Genomic DNA, 14,016 nt, shown 5'->3' on the forward strand with positions numbered 1-14,016 from the left:
CCGTTGCTCAGCTTTGAAACCAGCAAATTTAGACGAACAAGGCTCAATAAGCTGTAGAATCAAGGGCTTAATTCACCACCCTTGCAAGGTATCTCAGCATGACTGCACGCACTACCACTCACGGCCTTCAGGTCGACACCGTTCTCTATCGCTTTATCGAGGATCAAGTACTACCCGGCACAGGTTTGGATAGTTCGGCCTTTTGGCTTGGCTTTGATGCGATCGTCCGAGATTTATCACCTAAGAATCAGGCGTTGCTCGCTGAGCGTGATCGACTCCAGACCGAAATGGATGCATGGCATCGCGCAAATCCTGGTCCCATCCAAGATATGCCTGCCTACCGAGCTTTCCTTGAAAAAATCGGATACTTGGTTCCCCCACCCGGTAAGGTACAAGCAACGACGACTCAAGTGGATGCCGAGCTCGCAGTGCAAGCAGGGCCGCAACTGGTCGTGCCTATCTTAAATGCTCGCTATGCGTTGAATGCGGCCAACGCTCGCTGGGGCTCGTTGTACGACGCTTTATATGGATCTGATGCAATTGCTGAAACGGATGGCGCCACGAAAGCAGGCCCCAACGGCGAAGGTTACAACCCAATCCGCGGGGCAAAGGTCATTGCGTTCGCAAGAGACTTATTGGATCAGGCTGCGCCGCTTGTTCGCGGGTCACATCATGCCGCAAAACATTATGCTGTGCGTGATGCAAGATTGGTGGTTCACCTGCAAGACGGCAGCACCTCTGAGCTTGTTGACCCCAAAAAATTGGTGGGCTATCAAGGTCTAGCAGATGCGCCGTCAAGCGTTTTGCTCTGCAATAACGGCCTGCATATCGACGTTCGTATCGACAATAGCAAAGGGATTGGCAAAGATGATTTAGCAGGCGTCAATGATGTCATTCTCGAATCCGCGCTGTCGACCATCTTGGATCTTGAAGACTCAGTTGCCGTCGTTGACGGTGCAGATAAAGTCGCCGCCTACAGTAACTGGCTTGGCATCTTAAAAGGCACCTTGACTGAAAGCGTCAGCAAGGGTGGCAAAACGTTTACCCGCAGTTTGAATGCCGATCGCGAATACACCGCTGCAGCGGGTGCGAAAGATGCTAAAGAGGGTCTCATCAAGCTTCATGGGCGTTCGATGCTGTTCTTGCGCAATGTTGGCCACCTGATGACCAATCCTGCCATTCTCGATGCCCAGGGTGCCGAAATTTACGAGGGCATTCTGGATGCAGTTGTCACAACAACGATTGCCTTGCACGACCTCAAGCGCCCCGCAGACCAAACCATTTGCAACTCACGCACGGGCTCGGTTTACATCGTCAAACCCAAGATGCACGGTCCTGCAGAAGTCGCATTTGCCAATGAACTGTTCGGTCGCGTCGAACAATTGCTAGGTTTACCCAAAAATACCGTCAAGCTGGGGATTATGGATGAAGAGCGTCGCACAAGCGTCAATCTGAAGGCTTGCATCAACGAAGCAACAGCACGGGTTGCCTTTATCAACACTGGTTTTCTGGATAGAACCGGCGACGAAATGCACACGGCAATGAGAGCCGGCCCCATGATTCGCAAAGGCGACATGAAGAGTAGCGAGTGGTTGGCTGCTTACGAACGCAGCAACGTACTGGTCGGTCTATCAAGTGGCTTACGAGGGCGTGCGCAAATCGGTAAGGGCATGTGGGCCATGCCTGATTTGATGGCCGCGATGTTGCAACAGAAAATTGCACATCCCAAAGCCGGGGCCAACACGGCCTGGGTACCGTCGCCGACTGCAGCTACGTTGCACGCCCTTCACTACCATCAGGTCAACGTCGCGGCAATCCAGCAAGCACTCGAAAAGCTTGATGCGGATGCGGAGATTGAAAATCTTTTGAACGGCATTCTTCATGTCCCCGTGGCCACCAAAGCGGTGCAAGCCACTTGGACTGCAGCTGATATTGCCGAAGAGCTCGATAACAACGCACAAGGCATCCTTGGTTACGTGGTGCGCTGGATTGATCAAGGCGTCGGTTGCTCTAAGGTCCCTGACATTCATAACGTTGGCTTGATGGAGGATCGTGCAACCTTGCGCATATCAAGCCAGCACATTGCAAACTGGTTGCTGCACGGGGTCGTGACTGAGGCGCAGGTGACAGCAACGTTCGAGCGTATGGCAAAAGTGGTAGATAGTCAAAATGCCGATGATCCGCACTACACGCCAATGGCACCGAACTTTGCTACCTCATATGCCTACCAAGCCGCGTTGGATCTGGTCATGAAAGGTCTCGAGCAACCGAGTGGGTACACCGAGCCACTTTTACATGCTTGGCGGTTGAAAGTGAAAGCACGCGCTTGAGCGTTTGATGAAGCCCACCCTGCGTCAGGTGGGTCACGTCGCATTAGCGGGTGGCCTTCTCTAAGTCACCCAGCCAGAGCAACGCGTGCTCGCGGGTCTCGCCGCACATGTCTTGGGCGGGCTTTAAGCCTGTGCAAAAGGCTGGCCTGCTGACATGCTCAAAAATAGCGCAACGCATATCAGCGAGCAGTTGAACGCAAGGGGTGCCTGCCGGTTTTCCGTGTGGCATCCCGGGAATAGGTGAAGTAATCGAAGGGGCAATACAACAAGCCCCACAATCGGGTCGGCAATTCACTGTAGCCGGTCAGTATCCAGAAAATCAGGCAAGGCAACAATACTGATGCCTTCTTCGATCAATTCTCGTTGCTCGTCCGGGCTAGCTATCCCGCGAATGGGGCGCTCGACCGCGTCACCTTCATGAATGGCTCGCGCCTCTTCTGCGAAGCGATGACCTACGTTTTCAGTGCGCTTCACATACTCTCGCATCTGTTGCATGACCGCTGCTTGCAACTGCATCATCTCGGGCGAGATCGGCATCGGTGCCATCACTTGTCGTGCATCCTGACCAGTAGAGACAGTCAAATCCCCATCTCGACGATTGTTCGTTGCCCCAACTTCGTGCAAATTTGAGACGTTTAGGCGTGGTGCAGATAAGCGCTTGGTGATTTGGTCATTCTGACACATGGGGCAAGTCACTAAGCCCAAGCTTTGCTGTGTGTCGTAATCTTCATGCGAGCCGAACCACCCCTCAAATACATGAAGGTTGCCGCATTGCAAATCGAAAACTTTTAATCCCATGGCTAAGATATTGGGGCAAATACGAATAAATCAAGAGCTGCAGTATACCCCTGGCATGACCAGCACCTATCGACCTACCTCCAAACGAGGCACGGCAGCTAGCAACGTTTTGGTGACTTCGTGTTTAGCATGATGAAGCACCTCTTCTGCAGAACCTACTTCAACGAGGTGACCTGCATCCATGACGGCGACGCGATCTGCGATGTACTCGACGACACCAAAATTGTGCGTGATGAAAACGTAGGCCATCCCAGTTTCGACTTGCAGCTCTTTCAACAGATCCAGAATCTGGGCTTGCACTGAAACATCCAACGCCGACGTGGGTTCGTCCAATACAAGTACCTGAGGCTCTACGGCCAGCGCGCGCGCTATCGCTATTCTTTGTCGTTGCCCGCCAGAAAACTCATGCGGGAACCTGAAGCCCGCGTCCTCCGGCAAACCCACTCGTTTCAACAAATAGTCGATTCTCTCGCGTTGATGTGCCGTAGACAAATCAGCCCGCAACGCTTCGAGTCCTTCAGTGAGAATTTCATTGACCCGCATCCTAGGATTCAGCGACGCATAGGGATCTTGAAAGACGATCTGCATTTTCTGACGCAAGGTTGCCAGCTTTGAGCGCTTCGCCTTCAACACAGACTCACCGCGCAAAAGCACACGCCCCTCGACGCAGGCACTGGGGTCTGTCAACCTGAGCAACGCCTTTGCGATTGTCGTCTTACCGCATCCAGAGCCACCAACCACGGCAAGCGTTTCACCTCGGTGCAAATGAAAGCTCACGCCTTCTACGATATTTGTCCAACCAATGGTACGCCGCAAAAGGCCCGCGCGAACAGGATACTGAACGTGTAAATCATCCACAACCAGCACAACTTCTTGGCGATGGGACCAATCGGTGGGTTGACTCTCTCTTGCAGCTTGGCACTCAGAAGATGAAACCAATCGTGACAAGGGTCTGCCGCGTTTTGAAAAGGTGGGGATAGCATCGAATAATTCCCTGGCATAGGGATGCTTCGGTGTTTTGAAGAAATCATCCGCAGAGGCCGTTTCAACCATTTGACCGTTACGCATCAGTGCGACTGTATCGGCCACCCCCCGCACCACCGCAAGATCATGGGTAATGAGCAAAACTGCCATCCCAAGTTCTTGTTGAATCTGACCGATTAAGTCGAGCACTTGCGCCTGGACAGTCACATCCAGCGCCGTTGTAGGTTCATCTGCCACCAGCAAAGTTGGCTCGGCTGCGAGCGCAATTGCGATCATGATTCGTTGCTTTTGTCCCCCTGAAAATTGAAAGGGATAATCGCTTAATCTGGCGGCAGCCTCGGGGATGCCAACACGGTCTAACCATTGGATTGCCCGCGCTCGCGCTGCCTTTCCACGCAATGGCGTGTGCCGTTCAATCGGTTCGATAATCTGGTCGCCAATGCGCATCACTGGGTTCAAACTGGTTCCCGGCTCTTGGAAAATCATCCCAATCCGCGCACCTCGTACCGATCTCATGCGAGACTCAGGCAGTTGATTAAGATCCTCGCCCTCTAAAAAAATTTGACCATCTGTTACTTTCAACGCATCTGGCAACAAACGCATCAGCGCAAATGCGGTGACGCTCTTACCTGACCCCGACTCACCAACGAGGGCAAAAGTCTCACCGCGCTTAACCGTCAGGGCAAGCGCGCGCACCGCATAACGTATCCCATCGTCCACATCAATACCAACCTCAAGATCCGTCAGCGTTAACAAAACAGACCCATCCGCGTCAGACGCGCTTGGCTCGGCTGTATTTGTCTGTGAACTCACCTTGGTTAACACTTTGCCAAAGCGCCTTGGTCGAAATAGACGAGACTTAGGATCGAAGGCATCTCGCACGCCATCTGAGAACAAATTGGCCGACAACACCAGTGCCAACATAAACACAAAGGCGGCGACAAGACTCCACCAAATCATGGGATCACGTGACATTTCCAGGCGGGATTTTTCAATCATTGAACCGAATGAGTTCATGCTCGGATCAACCCCAATCCCGAGGTATGACAAAACAGCCTCATAAAGCACCAAGCTTGAGAACTCTAAGACGACGGTAATCAAGACAATGTGCATGACATTAGGCAACAAATGCCTGAACATAATGCGCCAGTTCGAAATGCCGAAAGCCTTTGCTGCTTGAACATACTCAAGTTCTCTCAGCTTGAGAGACTCGGCCCGCAGCAATCGACATAACCCGGACCAGCCGGTCAAGCCCAAAATCATGCACAAAGTAAACAGCCGAATATCCGCGCGTTGTGCTGCCGTAGGAAATGAAGTGGCATGGGTATCAATGAATACTTGCATCATCAGAACGCACGCCGCAATGAGCAAGACACCAGGTATCGACGTCAGCATCGTGTAGAGGTATTGGATGGCATCATCAATCCAGCCTTTGAAGTAGCCCGATGCAATACCAAGGATCAATGCGGGAGGCAGCATCGCGGCGGTCGTCAAACTGCCAATAACCCATGCCGTTCTAATGCTTTTTAGCGCCTGCCAAAGCACATCATTACCAGTGCCATCAGTGCCAAGCACATGGTAGCCGGTAGACAAACTGAAGATCATCCCTAACATCAGGCAAATCACGGTTAAAGTGATCAAGATGGCTCGCCAAGGCAATCGGCTCGTTTTAGACTTCATCAAAAACGAAGCGCTGAATAACCCAAAGGCGGCGATAGCCCCACCGCCAAACCCAAGAAATAGCCGTTGCCAGACGTCGTCACCCCACTGCGAGCTCGGCACTTGCAGATGTCTGCCGCCAAACTTCAACCGCGGAAAGTCTCTAACCGGTTGACCATTTACATCCAGCATCGACTCCTTGTTGAACTGCAGATAGGCCAAAGGACGAGAGTAGGTTTTTTCGGGTTTGACGAAAGAGGTATCGCTGAACAATGCATCAAGCAGTGAAAGCACCTTGGGCGCATAGATGGTTGTGGCATTTGGGGCAGCACCTGCCACGGGCGCTAGGGCGGGTTGATAATGAACGGAGTCCAGTAATCCAATCAAGACAAAGAAACTCAATATCACAGCAGAACACATCGCCGGTGCGCGCTGCACGACGCGTGCCCAAGTTGCACGTAGTGTCCTCGATCTTGATACACGCAACGCATAAACACCGACGAGCACCACCAAAGCGAACAAGGCAGCATCGGTCCATAACAACACAAATTTAGGCATCATCACTGGTCAAATCTCACACGAGGATCGGCTAATGTGTAAGAGACATCTGCCAAAATCAGACCAACGATATAGAGCGAAGACCCAAGAAAAACCATCGCTCTGACAATCGAGAAATCTTGAGCGGTGATCGCATCAAGTGTATAGCTGCCCAGACCAGGTATCCCAAAAAACGACTCTGAAATCAGACTGCCCATAAACAACAAAGGCAGTGCCGATACTGTCCCGGTCAGTATCGGCAACATCGCGTTTCGCAACACGTGGCGAAACAAAATAACGTGCTCGCCCAACCCTTTTGCACGAGCGGTTCTAACGTAATCCTTGCCAATCTCTTCAAGAAAAAGTGTTCGATAGAAGCGGGCCTCTGGCCCCAGGCGAGAACAAATCGCAACCACCACAGGTAGCGCCAAAAACTTGAAGATATCAAGCCCGTTCGAAAATCCTGAATACGGAACTAGACGCAAAACTTTCGAAAACAACCACTGACCTGCGATGATATAAAACAAGCTTGAAATCGACAACATCACCACACAGAGCACGACACCCCAGAAATCAAGCGTCGTCGTTCTGAAAAATATCAATATCAACGCAAAGGCGACGCTGGCCATGAGGCTCAACACAAATGTCGGCAAAGCGAGGGCCAAACTAGGGCCCATTCTGTCGTGAATTGCGCGGCCAATATCCTGCCCACTGTCGGCATCACCAAAGTCAAAAACCAGCAAGGTCACCGAACGCTGATAGAAGATCGTATCGGTGTAGCGAGCCAAGCCATCATGTTTCGCGTTAACAAACAGGGGCTTGTCGTAGCCGTGCTCGATTTTCCATTTTTCAATGGCATCTGCGCTGACGCGTTGCCCTCCGATTGACAAGCGTGCCATGTCATCAGGCGTATTGACCGCAAAAAATAACAAAAACGTCACCAGATTGACGCCAATCAGAATCAACACCCCATACAGTAAGCGTCTAATGAGGTAGGAAATCATGGTTGCACTCGATCAAACGCCGTTTGCTGGTCTTGTTTTTGCAGTGCTTTCCACGCTGGCACGAAGAGCAACACGAGCAACAACCCCAACAGACCAAGCGGCCACCACCGAGGTGGGTTCCATTGCGCAATTTTCTGTTGTCGTAACTCAGGATCAATTTTCAGATACTGCAGCGTATTGCGAACCATTTGCGTTGGTTTGGCATTGCCGACCCACTGTTGGAAGACGCCTGCAGATTTCGGAAAAAAACCGAACATCCAAGGGCTATCCATTCGCAGAATCTCGATCATCTTGCCAATGACCTGTTCTTTCTCTGGGCCGTCTGGCAAATCACGCATCGTTTCAAACAAGGTATCGTATTGAGGATTGATATAGTTACTTGCATTTTCACCGCCCTTTTCAGCCTTTACATTCGGGCCATAAAAAAGAAACAAGAAGTTTTCTGCATCCGGATAGTCGGCATCCCATCCCCACATATACATCTGCACCACACCACGATGCATTTTTTCTTGAAAACGGTTGTAATCCGTCACGCGTACATCCAGTTGAATACCCAGTAACCCAAACTGTCGTCTCATCCAATCAAGCTGCGGACTGGCGCCCCCACTGCTTGTTGAATCAAAATGCAAGACGAGCGGTTCACCTGTTTTGGCGTCGCGACCATCAGGGTATCCGGCCTCTGCCAACATTTTTTTTGCCACTTCGATTGATTTTCGGACGGGTTTACCGTCAATGAGATCATAAACAACGGGGTTATAGCCTGCGGGCAAGGTTTGGTATCCCAGAATACCGGGGGGGATCGGACCGTGCGCAACCTGCGCTTGACCGTCTTTGAAGATCGTCGTGTATTCCTCCCAGTTAAAGGCAATACTTAACGCCTGCCGAAGTTTGCGATGGCGCTCTTGCTGCTCTGCGGTGTCGCCTCGGCCGACGACAGGGTCTTTCCAGTTAAAGCCGAAATACTGCATCTGGGCTTCAACGGTCGTGGGTAGTTTGAGCCCATGAGCAGCATACAAACTGGCTTTATCAGCTGAGTCGCTGGCTGCCACCAGCATCGCAACCCCATAGTCCCCTCGATCCACCTGAGGGATGTCGTAATACCCTTGCATAAACTTGCCTTGCAAAGGGATAGCCTCTTTCTCCATATTGAACACAATCTGATCGATGAAAGGCGTAGGCTTGCCACAATCTTTGAGCAGATCGGCCGCAGCGTCACTTGGTTCTCCTTCACATGGATAGGGCTCATTGCGAAAATTTGGATTGCGTCTCAACACATGACGTCGATCTTGAATCGACTCGGATAAGTAATAGGGACCTGTGCCCACAGGCCAACTGTTTAACGACAAATTGTGTTTGGCCATCCCAGGTTGGTGATAGAACCGCTCGGCCTCCCAGGGTATTGGGGCAGCAAAAGTCATCGCCAGCCAATATTTGAACTGAGGATAAACCCCCTTGACGCGGATACGAAGCGTATACGGATCAAGCGCCTCTATCCCGGAAAAGCCAAGGGATCGCAAATCCAACCAAGGTAAATCCAACTGCCCTGGCCTCACATCCTTCCTTAACGCCGTGTCGATTTCGCGCAAACGGGCGCCGTACTCCGCAAAACCGACAATGTGCTGAGCGAGGGTAGAAAAAATCGGTGAAGCCACTCTTGGGCTCGCCAGTCGGCGCAAACCGTAAACATAATCAGCGGCTGTCAGTTCACGAGTCCCCGTTTGATCAAAATCTGCAATTGAAAATTTTTCTTTCAAAGTTGATTGATCTACAGGGTAGTAAACATAATTCGCCTCTTTATCTCGGGCGAAAGCGGGATGAGGTTGAAACAAAATCCCGGGTCGGATTTTGATATCGTAAATACTTTCGGACACCGCTGAGAGGGGTGCATCTGGGGCCAACACCTGACCCTGTTTGCCCACGAAAACAGGCTCTGCGATCGCCTGCGCAGCGCGCGGGATTAATTCGTAGGGACGTTTCAGATAGTGATAGCCGTACAGAGGTTCATAGATGTTGTAGGTATAAGGCGTTTCATCTGACGAATAAGAACTGGCGGGATCCAGATGTTTTGGCGACCGTTGGGCAAAAGCTGTGTAGAGCGTATTAAGACGTTCTGCGCCTCGCGCTCGCGGACTATTAATGGGCGCCCCCGATGCCAGCGATGTGGCATCGTCGCCATGAGGCCTGCAGCCAACCAGCAAACAACACAGTAGAACGAGTCGGAACATCAACACTGGTGTTGCTTCCAACATTGATACCGCCAGAGCCAAGGGGCGATCGCGTTGGGTTGAGCCCAGAGGCCCGTTCGAGCAGCTTGGGCTTGTGACTGCAACGCAATCAAAGATTTATCTCTCAGATACTTGCCATTGCCCTGTTGATTCGCCCATGCGTAGCCGCTTTGAACAAGCATACGATTGGCAGTGGTCGTATCGACTGGCACATCACACACTTCGCGGCCGTAAAGATCGTGCTCGAAACAAGTCAGTGTCAACGTCTTGCCTGCCACGAGCGTGGCGAGATACTTGCCTGCTGCTTCACCAAAAGGTTGACCTGGCTTATCACTGCCGTGCGAGGTCTCAGGGGCATCAATGCTTGCCAAGCGAATTCGGTGCTGTTGACGATCAACGAGTAAGGTGATGGTGTCGCCATCCGCGACCTTCACCACCTTACCCGCAAGCTGATAGGTCTGTGCATTGGCGGCACTGCAAATGAATAGGGTGAACAACGCCGCGCGCATCATGCTGGTGCCCCGGTTAGTTTGAGCATTTCGTTTATCACTATCCAAGTTGATCACCCTTTTCGTTGATCATCGCGAGTCAGGGGCTAAACTTTAACAAATTGCGTTGCCCGTTCAACCAGTAGTAACAGCTTAGCGCCATCATTAAGCCATCATTGTTGAGTGTAATCTGAGGGATAGGTTCCCATGAAGACTCAAAATTCGTGCTACCTTGAGCACTTGCGGATATGTTGCCGGGCGGTCTTTACGATGGCCGCCCAACCAATCCACCAAGCCTATGGCTTTTGACTTCATCGACTGACATGCAGATTGTATTTTTAGATAGCGACACGATACCCGATCCATTGCCTGTGCCTGCATGGGCGACGGGATGGACCAATTGCCCAGCGACTTCGTCCGATACTGCTTCAGCAGTCGCCGCACTGCGAGATGCGACGATCTGCATCACGAATAAAGTCAAGATCACCGCTGCAATGCTCGAAAAATTGCCAAAATTGCGTTTTGTCTGCGTCGCCGCGACTGGTTACGACTGTATCGATATGCAAGCGTGTCGAGAACGTGGCGTTACGGTCTCTAACGTACCAGGCTATTCAAAGCAAAGCGTCGCCGAGGGCGTGATCGGGTTGATCTTCGCCCTGAGACGATCCATGGCCTACTACCAGACCACTGCCAGAAAAGCCTGGCCCACGTCCTCGATATTTTGTGTTCACGGTGCCCCTATTCTGAACATCGGCGGTGCAACCTTGGGGATTTTCGGAAAAGGAGCCATCGGTAACGAAGTTGGCCGATTGGCGCAAAGTTTGGGGATGCGTGTGCTTTTTGGTGAACACCGCGGTCGTCACGACATTCGCGAAGGCTACGTGAGGTTCGAGACGCTGCTGACCCAAAGCGATGTCATTAGCTTGCATTGTCCATTGACCGAAGCGACGCGGGGGATGATTGGCCACGCAGAAATATCTCAGATGAAGCCAGGCGCCATGCTCATCAACACTGCAAGAGGCCCACTCATTAACGAGCAAGCCGTGCTTGATGGCCTCACCAGCAAACATTTGGGCGCAGTTGCCTTGGATGTACTCGCCGTAGAGCCGCCCTCGGCAAAGCAAGCACTGATGCAGTACGATCAAGACAACTTGATTGTTACCCCTCACGTCACGTGGGCCAGTGAAAGCGGTGTTAACAATTTGAAGCAAGGGATTTTGGCTAATCTGGAGGCTTTCAAGCACGGGCATCCGATCAACGTGGTGAGCTAAGTCTTGACGATAAAAAACCTATTTATTGGCTGTGCAACGGGTTTTTCGGGAGACCGGACTGACGGCACAGGCCCCGTCGTAGACACCTTGATTGCATTGGGCGGAGGCGTTCTGACGTTTGAGACGCTAGCTGAACGAACCCTTGCTTTGGCTCAAATCGAAAAGCGAAAGAACCCTCTGGCTGGTTATGAACCGCTTTTAGATGATCTGGTCAGCCCCGTACTTGCTCGTTGCATTGAGCACTCGATCAAGATCGTCAGTAATTTTGGTGCGGCCAACCCGCAAGCCGCCGCTCAACGAATTTTTGCACTAGCAAAGGCGCAAAGCCTCAGGACACCGCGGATCGCCGTCGTGCACGGTGATGACCTCAATCAGCCGGATCAAATCGAGTACCTTCTTCAACGCTTAGGCTCGTCTATCGACCCAGCGCGCGTCGTGAGTGCCAATGCCTATTTGGGTGCTCAACAAATCCGTGAGGCCCTGCAAGACGGCGCAGACGTGGTCGTGACGGGTCGCGTGTCAGACCCCTCCTTGGCACTGGGCGCTGCTTTGGCTCACTTTGACTGGCCGATGGACGATTGGCACCGATTAGGCTGCGGGACAATGGCGGGACACATGCTCGAATGTGGCACTCAGGTCTCAGGGGGATATTTTTGTATCCCAGGGCAGAAACCCGTCGAAGGGATGGATTGCCTTGGATTTCCGATTGCCGAAATCGACCAAGCCGGCAATTTTTCAGTCTTTAAAGCTGCTCACACAGGTGGCCGAGTTGATCAACGAACCGCCAAAGAGCAATTGCTCTATGAAGTACATGATCCAGCAAAATATTTAACGCCCGATGTCACTGCCGACATCAGCAACGCGAGCGTGACTGAAACGGGTATTGATCGTGTCCAAATCGAAGGCGTGACAGGTCATGAGCGGCCAGCAGAGTTAAAAGTGAACATCTGTTACGACAACGGCTGGATTTGCGAGGCTGAAATCTCTTACGCTGGTTTTAAAGCGAAAGAGCGTGCGCTATTAGCCGGTGCAACGGTTCGCAAACGGATCGGTCATTTGTTGAAACTGCGCATCGACATCATCGGGGCCATGAGTATCTTTGGCGACGACGCGGGTGAATTAGCCGCTCGTGGGCTGTCGATGCCTGCAACGGATGTCCGCCTGCGGGTGGCTGGGGTACACATGCGAAAAGAAATTGCTGAAAGGGTATCGCGAGAGGTGTTGTCACTATATTGCTGCGGCCCTGCTGGCGGCGGAGGCGTTCGTTCTTCACTCAAACCTCGGCTGGATACTTTGTCGTGCACGATCCCTCGCGAGTTCGTCGATGCTGGCTGGCACCTAGCGCAGGAACATCAAGCATGACGCTGACGCAAACGACTGTTCAAGTGCCGCTTTATCACTTAGCTCACGGGCGAGCCGGCGACAAAGGCAATACGTCTAATATCAGTGTGATTGCATGGGATCATGAGTGCTTTCAAGTATTGCTGGCGCAAGTCACTGAGACCGCAGTTGCAGCTTGGTTTGGGCATCGGCATCCGCGCAACGTCACGCGCTATGTATTACCAAAACTCGCATCTTTGAATTTTGTGCTCGAAGGTGTGCTTGATGGCGGTGTGAATGACGCGCTGAACCTGGATACGCACGGAAAAGGTCTGTCTTTCTGGCTACTCGATATGCCCGTCGAAGTCTCGACTGAACTTGCTGAACGTCTGCACAATCAATCTTATTCCTCATCGTTAGAGTAATTGCAATGAAACTTTTAAACGTATTCGCATTGAGCCTCTTGGCATTGATTGGCAACGTGTGCCAAGCGGTCGGCACTTACCCGGCTAAACCCATCAAGCTGATCGTTCCCTTCCCACCCGGTGGGGCAACAGACATCATTGCGCGCGTTGTTGCTCAGCGCTTGAGTGTGGTCATCGGTCAACCTGTTGTGGCTGAAAACAGAGCTGGTGCCGCTGGCGTCATCGGGTCTGATTTGGCCGCGCACTCGGCGCCAGACGGCTACACCATTGTAATGACCACATCCAGCACACACTCGATTGGGCCGCTGCTGAACCCTGCCATTCCCTACTCACCCACCAAAGATTTCACGCCCATTATTTATTTAGCTTCATCGCCTCAGTTGCTGGTTGTGCCGATGAGCGCCCCCTACCAGACCGTTCAAGAACTCATCGATTATGCGAAAAAAAATCCGGGCAAACTAAATTACAGTTCTGCTGGCAGCGGTGGGATCCCGCATCTGTCGGCTGCGCGCTTTGCTTCGGTGGCAGGTATTGAGCTGACGCATGTACCTTATAAGGGTACAGCACTGGCGATACCTGATTTGATCGCTGGGCGGATCGACCTCATGTTCGACAGTATCTCGTCTGGGGCACCTCATGTTCATGACGGCAAGGTCAGAGCGCTAGCAGTGACGTCTCCAACCCCTTCTTCAGCGTTACCGAATGTACCCTCGATTATCGCAACACTACCAAGCTACGAATCTCTCACCTGGTTTGGGGTATTTGGCCCAGCTGGTATGCCAAGGCCAATCGTTGACAAGCTAAATACCGCACTAAATCAAACGTTAAAAGATGAGGTCGTGCTTGCCCAGTTGCAAAAGCTCGGCTTTGACGCGGGCGGTGGCACGCCCGAAAACTGTACTGAAAAAATGGCGACAGACACGGCTGCTTGGAAAAAAGTGATCGAGGACGCTCACATCACCATCGATCAATAAT

At 52.0% G+C, this 14,016-nt stretch carries 11 protein-coding genes and 1 pseudogene; 5 read left to right on the top strand and 7 right to left on the bottom strand.

Annotated features, from left to right (window positions below; all coding sequences use genetic code 11):
• The first annotated feature begins 98 nt into the window (after nucleotides 1-98).
• Nucleotides 99-2,330 (top strand): malate synthase G, encoded by a 2,232-nt coding sequence (locus AC1W8Y_RS00285; RefSeq protein WP_482012458.1) that lies wholly within the window; start codon nucleotides 99-101, stop codon nucleotides 2,328-2,330.
• A gap of 43 nt (nucleotides 2,331-2,373) precedes the next feature.
• Here AC1W8Y_RS00285 and AC1W8Y_RS00290 read toward each other — a convergent pair whose 3' ends face one another.
• From AC1W8Y_RS00290 to AC1W8Y_RS00320, 7 genes and pseudogenes are all read right to left on the bottom strand, one after another.
• The gene (locus tag AC1W8Y_RS00290; RefSeq protein WP_482012459.1) at nucleotides 2,374-2,625 is read right to left on the bottom strand and encodes a YkgJ family cysteine cluster protein; all 252 of its coding nucleotides are present in this window, start codon (nucleotides 2,623-2,625) and stop codon (nucleotides 2,374-2,376) included.
• Complete coding sequence (locus tag AC1W8Y_RS00295; RefSeq protein WP_482012460.1) at nucleotides 2,622-3,128, bottom strand: DUF1178 family protein; 507 nt, start codon at nucleotides 3,126-3,128, stop codon at nucleotides 2,622-2,624. The genes AC1W8Y_RS00290 and AC1W8Y_RS00295 overlap by 4 nt, the downstream gene beginning before the upstream one ends.
• 66 nt (nucleotides 3,129-3,194) lie before the next feature.
• Entirely contained in the window at nucleotides 3,195-4,868 is a 1,674-nt protein-coding gene (locus AC1W8Y_RS00300) for an ABC transporter ATP-binding protein (protein WP_482012644.1), read from the bottom strand.
• A 78-nt stretch (nucleotides 4,869-4,946) separates the two neighbouring features.
• Nucleotides 4,947-6,329 (bottom strand): annotated as a pseudogene (locus AC1W8Y_RS00305) (ABC transporter permease); the annotation flags it as partial.
• A 2-nt stretch (nucleotides 6,330-6,331) separates the two neighbouring features.
• Entirely contained in the window at nucleotides 6,332-7,312 is a 981-nt protein-coding gene (locus AC1W8Y_RS00310; RefSeq protein WP_482012461.1) for an ABC transporter permease, read from the bottom strand.
• Nucleotides 7,309-9,561 (bottom strand): ABC transporter substrate-binding protein, encoded by a 2,253-nt coding sequence (locus AC1W8Y_RS00315; protein ID WP_482012462.1) that lies wholly within the window; start codon nucleotides 9,559-9,561, stop codon nucleotides 7,309-7,311. The genes AC1W8Y_RS00310 and AC1W8Y_RS00315 overlap by 4 nt, the downstream gene beginning before the upstream one ends.
• Nucleotides 9,537-10,094, bottom strand: a complete 558-nt coding sequence (locus AC1W8Y_RS00320; RefSeq protein ID WP_482012463.1) for a thermonuclease family protein — start codon at nucleotides 10,092-10,094, stop codon at nucleotides 9,537-9,539. Before AC1W8Y_RS00320 ends, AC1W8Y_RS00315 begins: the two co-directional genes overlap by 25 nt.
• 254 nt (nucleotides 10,095-10,348) lie before the next feature.
• Between AC1W8Y_RS00320 and AC1W8Y_RS00325 the strand changes: the two genes are divergently transcribed.
• From AC1W8Y_RS00325 to AC1W8Y_RS00340, 4 genes are read left to right on the top strand one after another with little or no spacing between them, the layout of a single operon-like run.
• On the top strand, nucleotides 10,349-11,296 hold the full coding sequence (locus AC1W8Y_RS00325) for a D-2-hydroxyacid dehydrogenase (RefSeq protein ID WP_482012464.1): 948 nt from the start codon (nucleotides 10,349-10,351) through the stop codon (nucleotides 11,294-11,296).
• Nucleotides 11,297-11,299: 3 nt separating this feature from the next.
• Nucleotides 11,300-12,658 carry an acyclic terpene utilization AtuA family protein gene (locus tag AC1W8Y_RS00330; RefSeq protein WP_482012465.1) on the top strand — a complete coding sequence of 453 codons (1,359 nt, stop codon included), beginning with the start codon at nucleotides 11,300-11,302 and terminating at the stop codon, nucleotides 12,656-12,658.
• The gene (locus AC1W8Y_RS00335) at nucleotides 12,655-13,041 is read left to right on the top strand and encodes an AtuA-related protein (RefSeq protein ID WP_482012466.1); all 387 of its coding nucleotides are present in this window, start codon (nucleotides 12,655-12,657) and stop codon (nucleotides 13,039-13,041) included. The genes AC1W8Y_RS00330 and AC1W8Y_RS00335 overlap by 4 nt, the downstream gene beginning before the upstream one ends.
• Before the next feature lie 5 nt (nucleotides 13,042-13,046).
• Entirely contained in the window at nucleotides 13,047-14,015 is a 969-nt protein-coding gene (locus AC1W8Y_RS00340) for a Bug family tripartite tricarboxylate transporter substrate binding protein (RefSeq protein WP_482012467.1), read from the top strand.
• The last annotated feature ends 1 nt before the right edge of the window (nucleotide 14,016 follow it).

Source organism: Jezberella sp. (assembly GCF_964834465.1).